This is a genomic window from Microbacterium sp. CnD16-F, assembly GCF_024124465.1.
In the GTDB taxonomy this organism is placed as follows: Bacteria; Actinomycetota; Actinomycetes; order Actinomycetales; family Microbacteriaceae; genus Microbacterium; species Microbacterium gawkjiense.
Map to the genome: position 1 here is coordinate 13,164 of NZ_JAMXSA010000032.1, position 19,250 is coordinate 32,413.

The 19,250-nt window shown below is 69.0% G+C and carries 19 protein-coding genes; 10 read left to right on the top strand and 9 right to left on the bottom strand.

What is annotated here, in order from left to right:
• Positions 1-44: 44 nt before the first annotated feature.
• The 5 genes from gyrB to dnaA form a co-directional block, all read right to left on the bottom strand.
• Positions 45-2,087: a DNA topoisomerase (ATP-hydrolyzing) subunit B gene (gyrB, locus tag NH287_RS09780; RefSeq protein ID WP_253035463.1), complete on the bottom strand. Its 2,043-nt coding sequence runs from the start codon at positions 2,085-2,087 to the stop codon at positions 45-47.
• Positions 2,088-2,210: 123 nt separating this feature from the next.
• The gene (locus NH287_RS09785) at positions 2,211-2,705 is read right to left on the bottom strand and encodes a DUF721 domain-containing protein (RefSeq protein WP_374209373.1); all 495 of its coding nucleotides are present in this window, start codon (positions 2,703-2,705) and stop codon (positions 2,211-2,213) included.
• On the bottom strand, positions 2,692-3,858 hold the full coding sequence (gene recF, locus NH287_RS09790; RefSeq protein WP_217528894.1) for a DNA replication/repair protein RecF: 1,167 nt from the start codon (positions 3,856-3,858) through the stop codon (positions 2,692-2,694). The genes NH287_RS09785 and recF overlap by 14 nt, the downstream gene beginning before the upstream one ends.
• Before the next feature lie 55 nt (positions 3,859-3,913).
• Positions 3,914-5,056 carry a DNA polymerase III subunit beta gene (gene dnaN / locus NH287_RS09795; protein ID WP_217528892.1) on the bottom strand — a complete coding sequence of 381 codons (1,143 nt, stop codon included), beginning with the start codon at positions 5,054-5,056 and terminating at the stop codon, positions 3,914-3,916.
• Between the two features lie 430 nt (positions 5,057-5,486).
• Positions 5,487-6,911 carry a chromosomal replication initiator protein DnaA gene (gene dnaA / locus NH287_RS09800; RefSeq protein ID WP_253035465.1) on the bottom strand — a complete coding sequence of 475 codons (1,425 nt, stop codon included), beginning with the start codon at positions 6,909-6,911 and terminating at the stop codon, positions 5,487-5,489.
• Positions 6,912-7,214: 303 nt separating this feature from the next.
• Between dnaA and rpmH the strand changes: the two genes are divergently transcribed.
• From rpmH to NH287_RS09850, 10 genes are all read left to right on the top strand, one after another.
• A complete protein-coding gene (gene rpmH, locus NH287_RS09805; RefSeq protein WP_064002918.1) occupies positions 7,215-7,352 on the top strand; it encodes a 50S ribosomal protein L34 in 138 nt (45 codons plus the stop codon).
• Between the two features lie 9 nt (positions 7,353-7,361).
• The gene (gene rnpA / locus NH287_RS09810) at positions 7,362-7,700 is read left to right on the top strand and encodes a ribonuclease P protein component (RefSeq protein WP_253035466.1); all 339 of its coding nucleotides are present in this window, start codon (positions 7,362-7,364) and stop codon (positions 7,698-7,700) included.
• The gene (gene yidD, locus NH287_RS09815; RefSeq protein WP_082886155.1) at positions 7,697-8,053 is read left to right on the top strand and encodes a membrane protein insertion efficiency factor YidD; all 357 of its coding nucleotides are present in this window, start codon (positions 7,697-7,699) and stop codon (positions 8,051-8,053) included. The genes rnpA and yidD overlap by 4 nt, the downstream gene beginning before the upstream one ends.
• Positions 8,054-8,059: 6 nt before the next feature.
• Positions 8,060-9,154 carry a membrane protein insertase YidC gene (gene yidC, locus NH287_RS09820; protein WP_253035472.1) on the top strand — a complete coding sequence of 365 codons (1,095 nt, stop codon included), beginning with the start codon at positions 8,060-8,062 and terminating at the stop codon, positions 9,152-9,154.
• Positions 9,155-9,174: 20 nt separating this feature from the next.
• A complete protein-coding gene (locus NH287_RS09825; protein WP_064002805.1) occupies positions 9,175-9,678 on the top strand; it encodes a R3H domain-containing nucleic acid-binding protein in 504 nt (167 codons plus the stop codon).
• Entirely contained in the window at positions 9,671-10,315 is a 645-nt protein-coding gene (gene rsmG / locus NH287_RS09830; RefSeq protein WP_253035467.1) for a 16S rRNA (guanine(527)-N(7))-methyltransferase RsmG, read from the top strand. The genes NH287_RS09825 and rsmG overlap by 8 nt, the downstream gene beginning before the upstream one ends.
• Before the next feature lie 175 nt (positions 10,316-10,490).
• Positions 10,491-11,420 (top strand): ParA family protein, encoded by a 930-nt coding sequence (locus NH287_RS09835; protein ID WP_308210405.1) that lies wholly within the window; start codon positions 10,491-10,493, stop codon positions 11,418-11,420.
• Positions 11,420-12,406 carry a ParB/RepB/Spo0J family partition protein gene (locus NH287_RS09840; protein ID WP_253035468.1) on the top strand — a complete coding sequence of 329 codons (987 nt, stop codon included), beginning with the start codon at positions 11,420-11,422 and terminating at the stop codon, positions 12,404-12,406. The genes NH287_RS09835 and NH287_RS09840 overlap by 1 nt, the downstream gene beginning before the upstream one ends.
• 39 nt (positions 12,407-12,445) lie before the next feature.
• Positions 12,446-12,781, top strand: coding sequence for a tryptophan synthase subunit alpha (locus tag NH287_RS09845; protein ID WP_217528881.1), 336 nt, complete (start codon positions 12,446-12,448; stop codon positions 12,779-12,781).
• 23 nt (positions 12,782-12,804) lie between these two features.
• Complete coding sequence (locus NH287_RS09850) at positions 12,805-13,833, top strand: hypothetical protein (RefSeq protein ID WP_253035469.1); 1,029 nt, start codon at positions 12,805-12,807, stop codon at positions 13,831-13,833.
• A 10-nt stretch (positions 13,834-13,843) separates the two neighbouring features.
• On the opposite strand, the gene trxA is transcribed toward NH287_RS09850, so the two are convergent.
• From trxA to NH287_RS09870, 4 genes are all read right to left on the bottom strand, one after another.
• Positions 13,844-14,167 carry a thioredoxin gene (gene trxA / locus NH287_RS09855; protein ID WP_064002800.1) on the bottom strand — a complete coding sequence of 108 codons (324 nt, stop codon included), beginning with the start codon at positions 14,165-14,167 and terminating at the stop codon, positions 13,844-13,846.
• Positions 14,168-14,241: 74 nt separating this feature from the next.
• Positions 14,242-15,222, bottom strand: a complete 981-nt coding sequence (trxB, locus tag NH287_RS09860; RefSeq protein ID WP_217528875.1) for a thioredoxin-disulfide reductase — start codon at positions 15,220-15,222, stop codon at positions 14,242-14,244.
• Positions 15,223-15,307: 85 nt separating this feature from the next.
• Complete coding sequence (murJ, locus tag NH287_RS09865; protein ID WP_253035470.1) at positions 15,308-16,927, bottom strand: murein biosynthesis integral membrane protein MurJ; 1,620 nt, start codon at positions 16,925-16,927, stop codon at positions 15,308-15,310.
• Complete coding sequence (locus NH287_RS09870) at positions 16,927-18,996, bottom strand: DUF6049 family protein (protein ID WP_253035471.1); 2,070 nt, start codon at positions 18,994-18,996, stop codon at positions 16,927-16,929. Before NH287_RS09870 ends, murJ begins: the two co-directional genes overlap by 1 nt.
• Between the last annotated feature and the right edge of the window lie 254 nt (positions 18,997-19,250).

The following is a 19,250-nucleotide window of genomic DNA, read 5'->3' on the forward strand; positions in this document are numbered from 1 at the left end:
CAGTCTTCGTTCGTCGTCGGAGTGCCGGGGCGGATGCGGCGGACTCAGATGTCCAGGAACCGCACGTCCTTGGCGTTGCGCTGGATGAACCCGCGCCGCGCCTCGACGTCCTCGCCCATCAGCACGGAGAAGATCTCATCGGCCGCGGCCGCGTCGTCGATGGTCACCTGACGCAGCGTGCGCGTCTCGGGGTCCATCGTCGTCTCCCACAGCTCCTTGGCGTTCATCTCGCCGAGACCCTTGTAGCGCTGCACTCCGTTGTCCTTCGGGATGCGGCGGCCCGCCGCGGCCCCTTCGCGCAGCAGCGCGTCGCGCTCGGCGTCGCTGTACACGTACTCGTGCGGCGCGTTCGACCACTTGAGCCGGTACAGCGGCGGCTGCGCGAGATACACGAAGCCGGCCTCGACGAGCCCGCGCATGTAGCGGAACAGCAGGGTCAGCAGGAGGGTCGTGATGTGCTGACCGTCCACGTCGGCATCGGCCATCAGGACGACCTTGTGGTACCGGGCCTTCTCGATGTCGAAGTCCGGCCCGATGCCGGCGCCGAACGCCTGGATCATCGCCTGGATCTCGGCGTTGCCCAGGGCACGGTCGAGCCGCGCCTTCTCGACGTTGAGGATCTTGCCGCGCAGCGACAGGATCGCCTGACGCTCGGGGTCGCGGCCGGACACGGCCGAGCCGCCGGCCGAGTCGCCCTCGACGAGGAAGATCTCGCTGATCGACGGGTCCTTGCTCGTGCAGTCCTTGAGCTTCTCGGGCATGGATGCCGACTCGAAGACACTCTTGCGACGCGCCGTCTCGCGCGCCTTGCGCGCGGCCATGCGCGCGGTCGCCGCTTCGATGGCCTTCGTGATGATGAGCTTCGCCTGCTGCGGGTTGCGGTCGAGCCAGTCCATGAGCTGGTCCCCGACGACCTTCTGCACGAAGGCCTTCGCCTCGGTGTTGCCGAGCTTGGTCTTCGTCTGGCCCTCGAACTGCGGTTCGGAGAGCTTCACCGAGATGACGGCGGTCAGGCCCTCACGGATGTCCTCGCCGGCGAGGTTCTCGTCCTTGTCCTTGAGGAGGCCCTTCTCCTTGGCGTAGCGGTTGATGTACATCGTCATCGCCGCACGGAAACCCTCTTCGTGCGTGCCGCCCTCGTGCGTGTTGATCGTGTTCGCGAAGGTGAAGACGTTCTCGGTGTAGCCCGAGGTCCATTGCATCGCGAGCTCGAGCGAGATGTGACGGACCGTGTCCTCCGACTCGATCTCGATGATCTCCTCGTTGATGACCTCGGCCTTGCGGACCTTGTTGAGGTACTCGACGTAGTCGACCAGGCCGCGCTCGTACAGGAAGTCGTCGTGGCGCTGCGTGGTCTCGGAACCGCCCTCGGGCAGATCCACGACGTCGAGGGCCTCGGGGCGCTCGTCGGTCAGGGTGATGCGGAGACCCTTGTTGAGGAACGCCGTCTGCTGGAAGCGCGTGCGGAGGGTGTTGTAGTCGAAGTCGGTGGTCTCGAAGATCGCCGCGTCGGGCCAGAACGTGATGGTCGTGCCGGTCTTGTCGCTCTCCTCGCCCTTGGCGAGCGGGCCCTCGGGCTTGCCGCCACCCGAGAACGTCTGACGCCAGATGTGCCCCTGACGCGCGATCTCGACCTCGAACCGGGTCGACAGCGCGTTCACGACGGACGATCCGACACCGTGCAGACCACCCGAGACCGCGTACCCGCCGCCGCCGAACTTGCCGCCCGCGTGGAGGACGGTCAGGACGACCTCGACCGTCGACTTGCGGGGGTCGGAGGAGTGCGGGTCGACCGGGATGCCGCGGCCGTTGTCGACGACGCGCAGGCCGCCGTCGGCCAGGATCGTGACGTGGATCGTGTCGCAGTAGCCGGCGAGGGCCTCGTCGACGGAGTTGTCGACGATCTCGTAGACCAGGTGGTGCAGACCGCGCTCACCGGTCGAACCGATGTACATGCCGGGGCGCTTGCGGACGGCCTCGAGGCCCTCGAGGACCTGGATCTCGTCTGCCCCGTACTCCGCGGGGATCCGGGGTGCGGCGGGCGGGTCGAGATCCTCGGGAGTGTTGTCGGGGGTATCTGACGTCATCGGTTTCGCGCGCTCCACATCCATCGTCTGGGCTTGATCCCAGTCTAGTGCCTCACGCCCTCCCTACGCGGCTGAACGCCGCTGTGGCGGCACGAAACCTTTCCGAAGCCTCCGGGACGTCGGTCAGCCGTAGGTATCGCGTGGACCCCGCCCTGGAACGGCTCTGGGGCCCCATTTCCAGGAGGGGACGTCCGGCCCCACGAAACGCACGGACTCGACGCCGGCCTCCGGGAACCGCCGGATGAGCTCGGTGACGATCGTCGCGCGCATGAGGTGGAGGTTCTTCGCCCACGCCGTCGAATCGCACTGGACGGTGAGCACGCCGTCGCTCAGGGCGACCGGATCCGCGTGACGCGCGGTCTCCTCGCCGGCGACCTCGGCCCACTGGAGCACGAGGTCCTCCTTCGCGAGCTGCGCGTCCCATCCCGACTGCCGGGTGAGGTCGGCCAGCAGGTCGCCGACGCCCTTGGGATCGCGACCCGGCGTGAACGGCTGGTTCTCGTCGTCGTCGTTGCGCCGCTTGCGGCGGCGCTTCTTCGCGGCCGACGGCTCGAGTCCGCGCAGCCGAAGGTAGGTCGCGACCGTTTCGGGGATGCCGGCGGCGTCAGACATCGGCATCCGTCACGATCGTGCCCGCCTCGACACGGACGGTGCGGACCCGGAGCGACGCCGGGACGTCGCCCTCGACCGCCGCTGTGACGATGACCTGCTCGAAATCGGCGACGACGCCCGCCAGACGGGCGCGCCGGTCGGCGTCGAGCTCGGCGAAGACGTCGTCGAGGATGACGATCGGGTCGCCGAGGCGCAACTGGTCGCGCAGCAGCTGCGCCGACGACAACCGCAGCGACAGCGCCGTCGACCAGGACTCGCCGTGCGAGGCGTATCCCTTCACGGGGAGTCCGCGCAGGCGCAGGAGGAGGTCGTCGCGGTGCGGTCCGACGAGGGTCACCCCGCGCTCGAGCTCCTGGGATCGCTTCGCCGCCAGTCCGGCGCGGAAGGATGCCGCGACCGCGTCGGCCCCGACGGCGGAACCGGTCTTCGCGACGGGTGCGGCGTCGTCCTCCGGGTCGGACCCCTCGACCGTGAGCACCCATTCGAGCTGCGGGTCGTGGTCGGCGCCGGCGATGGCCTCGTACGCGTCGCGCATCGGCTGCGCGAGATCCTCGGCCAGGCGCAGGCGGGCCAGGATGATCTCGGTGCCGAGCGAGATGAGTTTGTCGTCCCAGACGTCGAGCGTCGTGAGCTGCTCCGCCTTCAGTCCCCGAGCCCGCGCCGACTTCAGCAGCGCCGTGCGCTGCTTGAGCACGCGGTCGTAGTCGCCGAGCACGCCCGACATGCGGGGCGCGCGCTGCACGAGGAGCTGATCGGCGAACCGGCGTCGCGCGGACGGGTCGCCGCGCACGATCTGCAGGTCCTCGGGGGCGAAGAGCACGACCTGCGCGTAGCGCGGGAGCTCCGAGGTGCGCACCGGCGACCCGTTGACGCGCGCCTTGTTCGAGCCGGACCGGTTCAGCTGCGCCTCGAGTTGGATGCGGCGGTCGCCGTACCCGAGCCGGGCGCGGACGAAGGCGGCATCCGCCCCGTACCGGACCATCGGCGCATCCTGCGACACCCGGTGCGAACCCAGAGTCGCGAAATAGCCGATCGCCTCGGCGAGATTGGTCTTGCCCTGGCCGTTGCGGCCGACGAACACGTTCGGACCGGCGGCCAGACTCACGTCGGCCGCCGCGTAGTTGCGGAAGTCGACGAGACTCAGGTGCTCCACGATCACCAGATCACCCTCCCTCGAGGCTCCGACACGCCTCGATGTGGACGGACGCCGGGGGTCAGCGCAGCAGGAGGTTCGGCTGCAGCAGGTACTTGAAGCTCTCGGGCGTCCCCGAGGTCTGCGGCGTGATGAGGACCGGGCTCAGCTTGTTGGCGTTCTCGCTCGAGGTGAACGTGATGCGCGTGAACTCGCTCTTCACGGCGCCGAGCGCCTCGAGCAGGTACTGCGGGTTGAGTCCGAGGGTCACCTCGTCGCCGGCGAGCGTCGCGTCGACCGACTCGGTGGCGCGGGCCTGCTCGGTGCCCGCGGCATCCATCGACACGCCCTCGTCGGAGAACGTGAATCGCAGCGGCGCCGACCGGTCGAGCACGAGCGAGACGCGGCGGACGGCCTCGGCGAGCTCCGCCGTGTTGACGACCGCATAGTGCTCGGTCTGCGCGGGGAAAAGCCGCCGGACCGGGGGGAAGTTGCCCTTGATGAGCAGGGAGGTCACGGTCTTGTTGCCCGCCGTGAACGCGATGATCTCGCGATCACCCGATCCGGAGAACGAGATCTGGATGTCGCCGGAGTGCGCGAAGGTCTTCCCGACCTCGGTCAGCGTGCGCGCGGGGACGAGCGCGGTCGTCGCCTCTTCGCGGGCGACGGCGCCGCTGTCGAAGTTGATCTCGCGCAGCGCGACGCGGTAGCGGTCGGTGGCGACGAGGCTGAGTTCGTTGCCGGTCACCTCGAGCTGCACACCCGTCAGGACCGGGGTGACGTCGTCGCGGGAGGCCGCGAACGCGACCTGCGCGATCGCGGTCGAGAAGTCGTCGCCCGGGACGAGGCCGGAGTCGCCCGAGACTTCGGGGATCGCGGGGTACTCGGCGACGGGCATCGCCGCGAGGGTGAACCGCGCCGAACCGCACGTCAGCAGGATCTCACCGTCGGCATCCTGCGTGATCTGGATCGGTGCGTTCGGCAGACGGCTCGCGATCTCGGACAGCAGTCGGCCGTGGACGAGGATCGTGCCCGGCTCGTCGACCGTCGCCTCGATGCGGGTACGGGCGGATGCCTCGTAGTCGAACGCGGCGAGCGACAGACCGTCGTCGCCGGCTTCGATGAGCACACCCGCGAGGATCGGCTGCGGGTTCCGCTGCGGGAGCAGTTTCACGACGAACGACACGGCTTCGCTGAATACATCGCGGTTGACGTGGAACTTCACTGATGCTCCCTTGACGGCGAGATGGGCCCTCTCATGCTAGTGCCCACGACAGGACGCTCCGGAAGCGCTCTGCCGAGCTCGCCGCGACGGGCCCGCACCCCGTGGGTGTGATCGGATCGGGCTTCCATTAGATAGTTCTCTGTCTTCTTGTTAACAGCTGTGGAAACTGTGGATAAGTCGGTGGATCCCTGTCGCCGAGCCGGAACCACATCCGTGTAACTTGTGCACGGGCTGCGGAAAGACGCGTGATTTCGACGACGCCGGATTGATGCGTGTCATCCGTTCATCCACAGGCTGTCGCCGTTCGTTCACATCCGACGGCCCGTGACGCACAGTTATCCACAGGCTTTCCACACTGTGGGAAACGGCATTTTGGTGGTCCGGCCGGGCACGTGTCAAGTACGGCCGCACACCCGGGCGTGTGGGGCCGTCAGCGCGAGGAACGGCCGAGCTGCGAGGTGATCTCGGATACCTGGTTGTAGATCGAGCGACGCTCTTTCATGAGCTCGCTGATCTTCTTGTACGCGTACATCACCGTCGTGTGGTCGCGGTTGCCGAACAGTTGACCGATCTTCGGCAGCGACAGGCTCGTGCGCTCGCGGCACAGATACATGGCGATCTGCCGAGCCGTCGCGACGGACTGCGAACGGCTCGAGCCGTACAGGTCGTCGACCGTGAGGCGGAAGTACTGGGCCGTGGCCGAGATGATGTCGGTCGGCGAGATGATGTTCGCGTCGTCCTGGTCGACGATGTCGCGGAGCACCGTCTGCGCGAGCGAGATGTCGAGGTTCGAGCGGTTCAGGCTCGCGAACGCGGACACCCGGATGAGGGCGCCCTCGAGTTCGCGGATGTTGCTCGACACCTTGGTGGCGATGTACTCCAGCACGTCGTCGGGCACCTGCAGGCGCTCGGACTGCGCCTTCTTACGCAGGATCGCGATACGCGTCTCGAGGTCGGGGGCCTGCACGTCCGTGATGAGACCCCACTCGAAGCGGCTCCGCATCCGGTCCTCGAACCCGGTGAGGTGACGCGGCGGCACATCGCTCGTGATCACGACCTGCTTGTCATGGTCGTGCAGCTGATTGAAGGTGTGGAAGAACGCCTCCTGCGTCTCAGCGCGACCCTGCAGGAACTGGATGTCGTCGATGAGGAGGATGTCGACGTCGCGGTACCGGGCCTGGAACGCCGACGCGCGGTTGTTCACGATCGAGTTGATGAAGTCGTTCGTGAACTCCTCACTCGAGACGTACCGGACCTTGATGCCCGTGTAGAGGTTGATCGCGTAATCGCCGATCGCGTGCAGGAGGTGGGTCTTCCCCAGCCCCGAGTCCCCGTAGATGAACAGCGGGTTGTACGCCTTGGCCGGCGCCTCGGCGACGGCGACCGCCGCCGCGTGTGCGAAACGGTTGGACTGGCCGATGACGAAGTTGTCGAACGTGTACTTCGGGTTGAGGCGGGTGTCGTTGCGGGATGCCGGTGCCGCCTGCTCGCTGTAGTCCTCGGCGTTCGGCCGGGTCGGTGCCGACGGGGTCGGCGCGAGGGCCGACTGGACCGGGACCGGCGCGGTGAGGTGGGTGTCGCCGAGTTCGGGGTTCACGACCACGCGGAAGGTGCTCGCCGACGGCTCGGCGTCGACCTGCGCGAGGGCCTCCATGATGGGTCCGCGCAGGCGCTTGTTGAACTGGCCGGCGGTGAGGTCGTTCGGGACGTCGAGGTAGAGCGTCCCGCTCATCACCCCCTGGGCGACGGCGAGGTTCACGAAGCCGTGCAGCTGCGGCGTGACGCGGTCGTCGTTCGCCAGCACGTCGAGCACGGCGCTCCAGACGGGGACATCTGGAAGTTCGTGCTCGGACATGACCCTCCCGGGGTGTGGACAATGGTGTGCACGGTACTGTGCACAACCTGTGGATAAGTATCCGGATCACGCTAGCCATCGGCGCTCCGCAAGGCAAAACCCACTGTAGAACCGGCCCGCGTGTCGTCGCCAGCAGCGTTCGGGCGTCGGTGGATAATGGCCGGTCGGCGTCCCGGTTTGGGATCTCAGGAATCTCGACGTATCCTAGGTCGGTTGACTTGTGCCTCTCGGCGCGAGTCCCCCATGTACCTGTGTCCCCGGTCTCGAGCGTTCGGGTGACCCCGCCCATCCGGAGTGATCTTCATGAGCAAGCGCACGTTCCAGCCCAACAACCGCCGCCGCGCCAAGAAGCACGGCTTCCGCGCCCGTATGCGCACCCGCGCCGGCCGCGCCATCCTCTCGGCTCGCCGCTCCAAGGGGCGCACCGAGCTCTCGGCCTGACACCACGCGGTGCTGGCGCGCGGGAACCGCATCACCCGCGGGGCGGACTACCGTTCCGCCGTCCGCGGAGGTTCCCGCTGTCCGGCGGCACACACCGTGACCCACGTGGTCAGCACGTCTGAACAGCGCCCCCCACGCTTCGGCTTCATCGTGAGCAAGCAGGTGGGGGGCGCTGTCGTGCGCAACACGGTGCGTCGCCGGCTCAAGGCGATCTGCGCAGAGGCCCTGCCGGAGGTCCGGCCCGGGGCCGATGTGGTCATCCGCGCGTTGCCCGCTGCGGCATCCGTCGATTTCGCGACCCTGCGCACCGAGGTCATCCGCTGCCTCGAACGGAAGGCGGCCGCATGAGCTCGGCGCCTCTTCCCTCGTACACCCGCGGAACGGCGGTGATGGATGCCGCGACCCTGCCGGCGACGATCACGCTGCTCCCCCGCAACGCGGTGATCGCGCTGCTGCACGGCTACCGGGCGACCGTCTCCCAGCTGTACGGCGACGTGTGCAAGTACTATCCCTCGTGTTCGGCCTATGCGCTGGGCGCCGTGCAGCAGCACGGGGTCCTCAAGGGCTCGGCGCTCGCGGCGGCCCGTCTCGCGAGATGCCACCCGTGGGCCGCGGGCGGCATCGACGACGTCCCCGCTCACACGCACTTCCGGCACGACCTGACTTCGCACGGCTTCGTCGTGCCCCTCAGAAAGGATTGATCCGTGATGGATCTCTTCGCCTCGGCGACCCTCCCGCCGCTCCCGAACCCGACGACACCCGAACCCGGTGATCCTGACTTCTTCAGCATCATCCTGTGGCCGTTCAAGTTCGTCGTCGAGGCGATCCTCGTCTTCTGGCACTGGATCTTCACGTCGATCGGACTGGCTCCGGATGCCGGCCTGACCTGGGTTTTGTCCATCATCGGGCTCGTCATCGTCGTGCGTGCCGCGCTCATCCCGCTGTTCGTGCGGCAGATCAAGAGCCAGCGCAAGATGATGGAACTCGCGCCCGAGATGCGCAAGATCCAGGAGCGGTACAAGGGCAAGCGCGACCAGCTGTCGCGCGAGGCCATGAGTCGCGAGACCATGGCGATGTACAAGAAGCACGGTACGACGCCGCTGTCGAGCTGTCTGCCACTGCTGGTGCAGATGCCGATCCTCCTCGGCATGTTCTACACGCTCAGCGAGGTGAAGCGTCACGCGGAGTGGGGTGTGGGGGGCACCGGCCTGCTGAACGCGACCCTGACGCGCGAGTTCTACAACGCCGAGCTGTTCGGTGTCGCACCGCTGCACGTCAACATGATCGACGCGATCAACACGAATCAGACGGCGACCGTCGTGATACTGGTGATCCTCGTGATCCTGATGATCCTGTCGCAGTTCTTCACGCAGCTGCAGATCATCTCGAAGAACCTCTCCCCCGAGGCCAAGACCGGCCAGGCCTACCAGATGCAGCGGATCATGCTGTACGTCCTGCCGCTGGCGTTCATCTTCTCGGGTGTGTTCTTCCCGCTCGGCGTCGTCATGTACTGGTTCACCTCGAACATCTGGACCATGGTTCAGCAGTTCGTCGTCATCCGGAACCTCCCGACCCCCGGGTCGGAGGCGGCCAAGGCGCGCGAGGAGCGGCTCGCGAAGAAGGGCAAGGCTCTCGACGCGAGCGGCAAGGTCATCCCCCTCGCCAAGTACGAGGCCGAGCAGCAGCGCCTGTTCGAGGAGGCCGAGCGCGCGAAGGCGCAGGCCCCCAAGCGCCAGCAGCCGGTGAGCAAGCAGCGCGCGAAGAAGCAGGCTCAGAAAGGCAAGCAGGACGGCACGTCCTGACGAGGACCGAAGGATCGATCATGACGACCACTGACCAGACCCCCGGCGCTCGCGCTGTGCCCACTGTCGACGAGCTCGAGCAGGAAGGCGACATCGCCGCCGACTTCGTCGAGGGCATCCTGGACATCGCGGACATCGACGGCGACCTGACGCTCGACGTGCGCGCCGGCCGCGCGTACGTGTCCGTCGAGAACGAGCAGCCCGACGCACTCTCGCTCCTGTCCGACCCGGAGACGGTGCAGGCGCTGCAGGAGCTGACCCGCATCGCGGTGCAGACCAAGACCGGTCGGTTCTCGCGCCTCATCCTGGATGTGGGCGGATCGCGCGACGCACGACGCGCGCAGCTGCAGAAGCTCGTCGAGCGTGCGCTGGAGCGCCTCGACGACGGTGCCTCGCAGGCATCCCTGCCGCCGATGTCCAGCTACGAACGCAAGCTCGTGCATGACATCGCCGCGGAGCACGGCCTGGTGTCGGAGTCCTACGGCGAAGGCGCCGATCGCCACACCGTTCTGCGCCGTGGCTGACGTTTCACGTGAAACACCCGAGCGCGAACCGGATGCCGCGGCATCCGTCTTCGGCGATCGGATCGATCTCGCTCGTCGCTTCACCGACGCGCTGATCGCCCAGGGAGAGGAGCGCGGTCTCATCGGACCGCTCGAACTCCCCCGCATCTGGACCCGGCACACCCTCAACAGTGCGGTCGCTGCACCGCTGTTCACGGCCGGATCCCGCGTCGGTGACATCGGGTCCGGCGCCGGCCTGCCGGGACTCGTGCTCGCGATCGCACGTCCTGACGTCCGCTGGGTGCTCATCGAGCCGATGGAGCGCCGCATCGCGTGGCTGACGGAGCAGACGGACGAGCTCGGGCTCGACAACGTCGAGATCGTCCGCGCACGCGGCGAGGACTGGACCGAGGGTGCTGTGTTGGATGCGGTGACCGCCCGCGCCGTGAGCGCCTTCCGCACCCTCATCCCGATCACTGCACCGTTGGTGCGGGACGGCGGGGAGCTGGTCCTGCTCAAGGGTGCCAACGCGGCGAACGAGATCGCCGCTGCGGAGAAGGCGATCCGGAAGTTCCGGTTGTCGGATGTCCGGGTCGAACCCGTCGGCGACGGTGTCGTCGCCGAGCCGACGCGCGTCATCCGCGCCACCGTGCGCTGATAACAGCCGGCGATGTTTCACGTGGAACATCGAGCGGCCTGCAACGTCGGCGAACGTTTCACGTGAAACGTGCGGAGCGCAGGTTCCCTGTTTCACGTGAAACGACGATCGGCGCCGGAGGCTGACGGAGGCCTCGACTACAGTGGGAACGTCCTCGACACGACAGGAGTAACAGGTGCCGGATTCGGAGAACACCACCTCTCCCGCACCCTTCTCTTTCGACGACAGTCCGATCGCCCGCGAATTGGCGGATCTGACGTCGCGCAGGAAGGTCCTCGCCGAGGTGAAGGTCGAGTTCGACGGCTCCACCCGCGTCTTCACGGTGTCGAACCAGAAGGGCGGCGTGGGGAAGACCACGACGACCGTCAACCTCGCGGCGGGGCTCGCCTCCGTCGGTGCGCGCGTGCTCGTCATCGATCTCGACCCGCAGGGGAACTCGTCGACGGCGCTCGGCATCCCGCACAGCGCCGACGTCGCGAGCATCTACGACGTCCTCATCGATGAGGAGCCGCTCGCGGACGTGATCCAGACGAGCCCGGAGTCGCCGAATCTGCTCTGTGCACCGTCGACCATCCATCTCGCCGGCGCGGAGATCGAGCTCGTCTCCCAGGTCGCGCGGGAGCACCGTCTGCGGACGGCCCTGGATACCTACCTGGCGGACAACCACGTCGATTACGTGTTCATCGACTGCCCGCCGTCGCTCGGACTTCTCACGATCAACGCTTTCACGGCTGCGACCGAGGTCCTCATCCCGATCCAGTGCGAGTACTACGCGCTCGAGGGACTGAGTCAGCTGCTGGGGAGCGTCTCGATGATCCAGAAGCACCTCAACCCCGCCCTGCACCTGTCCACCATCCTGCTGACCATGTACGACGGGCGGACCCGACTCGCGCAGCAGGTCGCTGACGAGGTGCGCACGCACTTCCCCGACCGGGTGCTGACCACCGTCATCCCGCGGTCGGTCCGTGTCTCCGAGGCCCCGAGCTTCGGGCAGACGGTCATCGCCTACGACGGACAGTCCGCGGGCGCCGTGGCGTACCGCGAGGCGGCGGTCGAGATCGCGCGGCGCGGTCTCGCACAGAACTCAGAAGAAGGAGCCCACTGATGGCCAAGCGAACCGGACTGGGCCGGGGCATCGGAGCCCTCATCCCCACGCAGGACTCGTCGGAGGCACGTCCCGTGGACGTGTTCTTCCCGGGAGCGTCGCTGCCCGCAGCCGACGCCGACGGATCGAACCAGGATGCCGCACCCGCGGAGACTCCGGCGGGGGAGGATGAGCTCGTCGCCGTTCCCGGAACGCGTCTGATCGAGGTCGACCCGAACGAGATCGTCCCCAACCCGCGCCAGCCGCGCACGAACTTCGACGCGGACGACCTCGCCGAGCTCGTGCACAGCGTCCGCGAGTTCGGTGTGCTGCAGCCGGTCGTCGTGCGGCGCAACGAGGACGGCGCGTACGAGCTCATCATGGGCGAGCGCCGCACGCGCGCTGCCCGCGAAGCCGGCCTGACCGCGATCCCGGCGGTCCTGCGGGAGACCGAGGACGAGCACCTGCTGCGCGACGCGCTGCTCGAGAACCTGCACCGTTCGCAGCTGAACCCGCTCGAAGAGGCGTCCGCCTACCAGCAGCTCCTCGAGGACTTCGGGATCACCCAGGAGGAGCTGGCGACGCGCATCGGGCGATCGCGTCCGCAGATCAGCAACACGATCCGGCTGCTCAAGCTCCCCGTGCCCGTGCAGCAGCGCGTCGCGGCCGGCGTGCTCAGCGCCGGCCACGCCCGCGCCATCCTCTCGGTCGACGACGCCGACCACATGCAGCGCCTGGCCGACAAGATCGTGAACGAGGATCTCTCGGTGCGCGCCGCGGAGGCAGCCGCCAAGACGATCGGCAATCGGGTGCGCCCGCTCCCCAAGGCCGGCACGCGCCGTGCGCATCTCGACGACGTCGCGGAGCGGCTGGGGGACCGGCTCAACACGAAGGTGAAGATCTCGCTGACGGCAAGGAAAGGCCAGATCAGCATAGATTTCGCCACGATCCAGGATCTCAACCGCATCCTCGGTGAGCTCGGCGAGACGGAGTTCGGCGGGTCCTGATCCGGGCCGGACGTCGGGAGGCGAGCGTAGGCTGGAGGGGTGAGCGATCGCCCCAACCTCCCCCGACGCGCGAGCCTCGAGGTGCTGCGCGCGGAGGCGTCCGACGAGTTGTCGGTGCTGGTCGAGGAGCGGCTGCGCGACGGTGAGGATCCCTGGGCCTTCATGGAGGATCTGCCCTCGGTCGACGAGCTGGTCGTGCTCACCCTGCGGGCGGAGAACATCGCGGCCGACGGGGGGCAGCGTCCGAGCCAGGCGCGGAACTACCGTGTGCTGCGGCAGATCGCCCTGGATTACCCCGCGCTGAGCGCGGCGGTCTGGCGCCTGCTCGGCAGCGAGCCGCATCGGACGTGGAACGTCTCGGTCCGAGCCTCCTGACCGTTCCACGTGAAACGTCGCCAATGGACGAACTGACGATCGCCACGATCGACATCGCCCCGTCGCGGACAGTCCTCACCATCGATGCGGTGCGCGCCGCGCTCCGACAACGGGGGATACCCGCCGTCGTCGGCGACGAGGACGGCACCGTGATCGCGCGCGTGGCCCTCACGCCCGACGGCCGGATGGTCATCGCGTCCGATGGCACGGTCACGAGCACCGCCCCGGAGCCGATACTGGACTCCTTCGCGGCGGAATGGTGGGCCGACGTGCTGCTCGAATCCGACGGCCTCTTCCTCGTCGGGCGCGGGCGGGATGCCGCAGACCCGCCGCCGTCGACGCCACCGGTCCGAGAACTCCCGTTCCGGGTCTACGTGCTGCTGGGCGAGCGTGTTACCGGTCTCACCTCGCTCGCGCAGCAGCTCGAGGCATCCGTCACCGTCGCCGAGGTCGACGGAGCGGCCATCGTCGTGGCGCACGGGCACGTCCGGGACTCCTGGCCGCCGGCGCAGCGCCCCATGGTCGCGCTCACCCGCACGCGGACGGGCCTCACGATGGAGGTGTTCAGCGCCGCCGGACTCGCGGCGCTGCCGGAGGACGAGCGGATGCGGGGGCGCGGCATCCCGGATCTGACGCTGTCGTGGCCGGCACGATGGGTGCCGGTCCTGCCGGAGGAGGGGTGGACGGGGGAGGTGCAGCGGATGCTGCGCACGGCCGCCGTCGAGCGGATGTCGGAACTCGTCGACGACCGGCCCATCCTCGACGAGCTGCGGGTGACACCTGCCGACCTGGAGCGACTTCGCCGCTGCGACAACGATGACGACCTCCCCGGTCACCTCACCCGGCTCTTGCGTCTGCCGGCGGTCGTCGAGGACCTCGTCCGGGGCCGTGCCGACATCGCGGATCTGCCGGGTGCGCGCCGGAGCGAACGCACCGACGCGGGTCGACGCGCGTGGGAACTCGCGTCCCGTCCGTCGTGGTGGGCGCGGATGTTCCGGTGGCGCGGAAACGACGAAGGACCCGGCGACCGGGGTCGCGCGGGTCCTTCGTGACGTGGCGTGCTCAGCCGATGTAGTCGGCGAGGTCCTGCTCGAGGGCGAACTTCGGCTTGGCGCCGATGATCGTCTTCTCGACCTGGCCCTTGTGGAAGACCTTCATCGCCGGGATCGACGTGATCTGGTACTCCATGGCGAGCTGCGGGTTCTCGTCGACGTTGAGCTTCAGAACCGTGATCTTCTCGGGGTTCTCGGTCTGAATCTCGTCGAGGATGGGGCCGACCATGCGACAGGGTCCGCACCACGCCGCCCAGAAGTCCACCAGGACGGGGCCTTCGGCGTCGATGACGTCCTGCTGCCAGGTGCTCTCACTCGTGGCCTTGGCGGTCATATGTCTGTCTCCTTAGGAATCGACACGTGGGTGTCAGAGGGGAAAACGCAGCGGATGCCGCAATTGTTCCGCGCTCAGGCGGGGGTCGGCAGCCCGTCGATCAGTGCGGCGTCCTGCGCGGGGGCACCCGCGTCGCCGCGCGCGGCGAGGTAGTGCTCGAGGTCGAGGGCGGCGACCGTGCCGCTGCCGGCAGCGGTGACGGCCTGGCGGTAGGTCGGGTCGATGACGTCACCGGCGGCGAAGACACCGGGGACGGAGGTCTTCGAGGTGCGGCCGTCGACCCACACGGTGCCGTGCTCGGTGATGTCGAGGACGTTGTGCACGAGGTGCGTGCGGGGGTCATAGCCGATCGCGACGAACACGCCGTCGAGGGCGAGGTCGCGCTCGGACCCGTCGACGGTGTCGCGCAGACGCACGCCGGTCACGGCATCCTCACCCAGGACGTCGACGACCTCGGCGTTCCAGACGAACTCGATCTTCTCGTTGGCCTTGGCGCGGTCCTGCATGATCTTCGAGGCGCGCAGCTCGTCGCGACGGTGGATCACGTAGACCTTCGAGGCGAACTTCGTGAGGAACGTCGCCTCCTCCATCGCGGAGTCGCCGCCGCCGACGACGGCGATGACCTTCTCGCGGAAGAAGAAGCCGTCGCACGTGGCGCAGTACGAGACGCCACGGCCCGACAGGCGGGTCTCGCCCTCGATGCCGATCTTGCGGGGCGCGGAACCGGTGGCGAACACGATCGCCTCGGCCTCGTGCGTCTCGCCGCGGCCGAGCGTGACGGTCTTGATGTCGCCCGAGACGTCGAGCGACACGACGTCGTCGTAGACGACCTCGGCGCCGAACTTCTCGGCCTGCTCCTGCATCTTGGTCATGAGGTCGGGGCCCATGATGCCCTCGGGGAACCCGGGGAAGTTCTCGACCTCGGTCGTGTTCATCAGCTCTCCGCCGGCCTCGACCGAGCTGGCGACGACGAGGGGCGACAGGTTCGCGCGCGCCGCGTAGATCGCCGCGGTGTAGCCCGCCGGACCCGAGCCGATGATGATGACCTTGCGCACGATGAATCCTCTCTTCGTCTGGGCGATGTTCGCGCCCTGACAGTTCAACCCATGGTAGCCGCGTGGCATTCCTTGGACCGGGGGCTCACCGGCCCGGCAGGAAGCGGCGGACGGCACGGAACGCGACGCCCAGCTCGGGAGTGCGGAACAGGGCCAGGATGCCGCCGTAGACCAGCAGTGTCACACCGCCGATGAGAGCGGCGCCGAAGAATCCGGGGAGACGCTCGGAGACGGCCCACCCCTCGACCCCGCCAAGAAGGAGGAAGACGGCCCACCCCGCGGCCGCTGCAGGGACGGCCGCGAGCAGGAAGCGCAGGACTCCGCGGAACGCCGCACCGAGACCGAGCGGACCGATCTTCCGCCGCAGGAGGGTGATCGCGAGTGCGAACTGCAGGATGTTCGCCACGGACTGTCCGAGGGCGATCGCGAAGGCGAGCCAGGTCAGGGGCAGGATGCCGGCGTGGACGAGCGCCGACGCGGCCAGAGCCGTCGCGATGACCAGCGCCGCCTGCACGAGCGTGTACACGAAGGGGGTGCGGGTGTCCTTGAGGGCGTAGAAGGTGCGCTGGATGCCGAACTGGAACGACAGCGGCAGGAGCGCGAGCAGGTACGCGCCCAGGACCCAGGCGAAGGCGACGGCGTTGTCCGGCGATGTCGTGAACAAGCGCGCCAGCGGCACGGATGCCACGGCCATCGCGGCGAGGATGCCGACCATGAAGATGCCGACGGTCCGGGTGAGGGAGGACAGGTCGGCGGTGACCGCATCCGTCCGTCCCTCCGCGACGTGCTCGCTGAGCTTCGTGTAGTACGGGGTCCCGAGGGAGAGGACGATCACGGAGAACGGGAGCATGAACAGCAGCCAGGCGTTCTGCAGCGTCGCACCGGCCGCCGCGGGACCCGAGGCGGCGCCCACGATGTTGATCTGGAAGGCGCCGGCGATCTGCCCGACGACGACCATGAGGAACGTCCAGCCGGCGAGGCGGCCGATCTGACGGAGGCCGATGCCCCGCCAGCCGAAGTCGGGCCGCACGTGCAATCCCGCTCGCCGCCAGAACAGGAACAGGATGCCGGCCTGCACGACGATCCCGAGGGTCGCGGTGCCGCCCATCAGCGCGATCATGCCCGCCGTCCAGCCCGAGGCCGACTCGTAGGTGCCGAACAGCACGATGAAGACGCCGAAGCCCGCGATCGAGATCAGGTTGTTCACGATCGGCGACCAGGCGAACGGCCCGAAGATGCGATTCGCGTTGAGGATCTCGCCCACGAGCGCGTACAGCCCGTAGAAGAGCAGCTGCGGCAGACACCAGTAGGCGAGGGCGAGGGTGAGCGTCTTGGCCGCCGGGTCGGTGAACCTCCCCGCGTAGATCTCCACGAGCACGGGCGCCGCCACGACGGCGACGATCGTGACGACCAGCAGGGCGAGGACGCCCAGGGTCAGCAGTTTCGACACGAAGGCGCTGCCGCGGTCGTCGTGCGTCTTCACGGCCTTGACGATCTGCGGGACGATCACCCCGGCGAGGAGCCCCGAGGAGATGAGCGCGAACACCGAGTTCGGCAGCTGGTTCGCGATCGCGAACGAGTCCGCAGCCTTCGCGCCGACGGTGCCGACGGCGACCGTGAGCACGATGTTGCGGATGAGTCCCGTGATGCGGGACGCCATGGTGCCGGCGGCGACGGTGGCGCTCGCGCGTCCGAGGCCGGCCATCAGGGGGCCACCGGCATCCGCTTGCGCCGTCGGACCGTCCGGACGACACCGAAGACGAGGAGGGCGGACACGAGGACGATGAGGATGACGAGGGCCACCGACTCCCATTCGGCGCGCACCGACACCTCGACGGTCTCGCTCCGCCCGATCTCGACGCCGGACGGGGTGCGCAGCTGCAGGTCGACGGAGGATTCGCCGCTGCCCACGAGGGCGGAGACGGGGATCGCGACGCGGCTGGTCTGCTGGGCGCCGATCTCGACCTCGGTCGTCGACTCGATCACCAGACGCGCGTCACCGGGCGAGGCGAGCAGGTCGACACGGGCCGGCCACGGCAGGTCGTTGCGGACGGTGAAGACGAGGGGCGCGGAGGTCCCGGCGAGGGTGATGGGGCCGCCGAGGACGAGGGCGACGCCGTCGGTCCAGGTGGCGATGCGCTCGCGCTGCGCCTGGATCGCGGCATCCCATCCCTCGCGGTCGTCGAGCCACGCGTTTCCGAGCAGCTGCAGCTCGGTCGCCCGCACCGACGAGGTGAGCAGCGTCGGGTCGTCGAGCACACCCGAGATGCGCTGCAGACCGCCGTGCGCGGCGCGGAACCCGTCGATCACCGCGACGCGGTCCTGGTCGGCGGGGACGGAATCGACGTCGACCGCGGCGGCGGGAGCCGCGAGGAGGCCGTCGAGGTCGGTCGCCGTCCAGCCGGGGAGCCCGGTCGCCGCGTCGATCGCGCCGCGCAGGGCGGCCTCGGACCGACCGTTCGAGCGGTCGACCGTGACGAGCAGGGGGTCGGCGAGGTCGCCCACGGCCACCCGGGCCGTGAACTCCGCCAGGAGCGCTCCGCGGGCGGTGTCGGCATCGGTCGCGGAGGCGTCCTCGAGCAGGCGCGAGAGGCCGGCGTCGTAGAGGAGCAGGTCCGTGTCGGCCGAGACCGCGTGCGCCCCGGCATCCGATCGCACCACCGAGCTCGGCAGGAGCGTGACGGGCGGGTCATCGCCGCCCGTCACGGCACCCAGGGCGGCGACGGTCTCGGCGCCGGCCGTTCCGGTCGCGGGCCAGAAGACGCTGTCGCGGTCGGCGCCGACGTCGAACAGCTCCTCGAGCGTGGGGAGGGTCGGTTCCTCGGGGGTCGGCGTCGGGGTCGGGGTCGCCTCGCCGTCGACCGCGGGGGCGCCGAAGTCGGTGGGGTCGAGGTAGGCCGCGAACGAGACCGGCCGGAGGGGGGATGCCTCGCCCGCGCCGATCTGCGCGGCGAGATCGGCGTCGCCGTACTGCAGCGCGAACCGGTCGTTCGGGAGCGCGATCAGGTCGTCGAGCCACGCGACCGCGTCGGCCGGCGCCGCGGAGCCCAGGGCGCGGATCGAGGCGGTGATCGCGGGATCCACGGCGAGGATCGCCGGCGTGCCCGTCACGGCATCCACCTGCTCGCGCAGGTCGCCCCCCTCGGCGGTGAGTTCGGACAGTTGTTCGGAGCTGAGGACGCCGGTGGACTGCGGCCCCGCGGTGATGGGCACGACGACGCCGATCTGACGAGCCGGTGCGCCGGTGTCGGGGACGACGAGGACGGTCCGCGCGCGGAGACTGTCCTCGCCGGTGCCGTAGACAGCCCGGACCGGGTACACCCCCGGGTCGAGGTCGTCGATGGGGGCATCGCCCGCGTCGATCGTGAGCGCGGCGGATGCCGACTGCTCGGACGCGACCTCGGGCATCGCGATCTCGCCCACGTCGTCGAACGACGCGCCCGTCGAGCCGCTGTCGAGCCACGAGGCGATCGCCGCGGTCGACGCGAGCGGGTCGGAGCCGATCCCCACGGTCGCCGCGCCGGCGGGGACGGCGTCCGGGCCCGGGTTGTCGGCCGTGAGGGTCAGGGTCAGATCGCCGGATGCGGGGACCACCCCGCCCGCGCCCGGCGCGAGGGTGGCGGTGACGGTCTCGTCGGGGGCGTCGTCGACCGCGGCGAAGGCCGCCGGGGCCGGGGCGGCGAGGGCGATCACAGCCGTCGCTGCCGCCGCCGTACGCAGCCACCGGGATCGGCGAGGCGGACGTCGGCCCGGAGCAGGCGAGATGAAGGTCATGAAGAGGTCGATTCCCGTGCGATCGATGACCGCACCATCGGGAGTGATTCTAGGGTCCCCGTCCTGCGGAGCCCCTGATTGGGCCCCGAGGCCGGTTGAATGGGACGGTGAGCGACATCCGGCATCCCGACCCGTCCACGACCGCCGCGCTCCGCGCCGACCTCACCGCCGCCGGGTACACGGCCGACGCCGTCCGGGCCGCGTGGGGGTCGCTCGCCGACGACGGGATCGGCCGCGGCCTGCTCGCCCCTGCC

Excerpts from the sequence above, each read along its gene's own strand:
- gyrB (WP_253035463.1), bottom strand. The coding sequence starts at position 2,087 with ATGACGTCAGATACCCCCGACAACACTCCCGAGGATCTCGACCCGCCC.
- NH287_RS09785 (WP_374209373.1), bottom strand. The coding sequence starts at position 2,705 with ATGCCGATGTCTGACGCCGCCGGCATCCCCGAAACGGTCGCGACCTAC.
- dnaA (WP_253035465.1), bottom strand. The coding sequence starts at position 6,911 with ATGTCCGAGCACGAACTTCCAGATGTCCCCGTCTGGAGCGCCGTGCTC.
- rpmH (WP_064002918.1), top strand. The coding sequence starts at position 7,215 with ATGAGCAAGCGCACGTTCCAGCCCAACAACCGCCGCCGCGCCAAGAAG.
- yidD (WP_082886155.1), top strand. The coding sequence starts at position 7,697 with ATGAGCTCGGCGCCTCTTCCCTCGTACACCCGCGGAACGGCGGTGATG.
- yidC (WP_253035472.1), top strand. The coding sequence starts at position 8,060 with ATGGATCTCTTCGCCTCGGCGACCCTCCCGCCGCTCCCGAACCCGACG.
- NH287_RS09825 (WP_064002805.1), top strand. The coding sequence starts at position 9,175 with ATGACGACCACTGACCAGACCCCCGGCGCTCGCGCTGTGCCCACTGTC.
- NH287_RS09840 (WP_253035468.1), top strand. The coding sequence starts at position 11,420 with ATGGCCAAGCGAACCGGACTGGGCCGGGGCATCGGAGCCCTCATCCCC.
- NH287_RS09850 (WP_253035469.1), top strand. The coding sequence starts at position 12,805 with ATGGACGAACTGACGATCGCCACGATCGACATCGCCCCGTCGCGGACA.
- trxA (WP_064002800.1), bottom strand. The coding sequence starts at position 14,167 with ATGACCGCCAAGGCCACGAGTGAGAGCACCTGGCAGCAGGACGTCATC.
- murJ (WP_253035470.1), bottom strand. The coding sequence starts at position 16,927 with ATGGCCGGCCTCGGACGCGCGAGCGCCACCGTCGCCGCCGGCACCATG.
- NH287_RS09870 (WP_253035471.1), bottom strand. The coding sequence starts at position 18,996 with ATGACCTTCATCTCGCCTGCTCCGGGCCGACGTCCGCCTCGCCGATCC.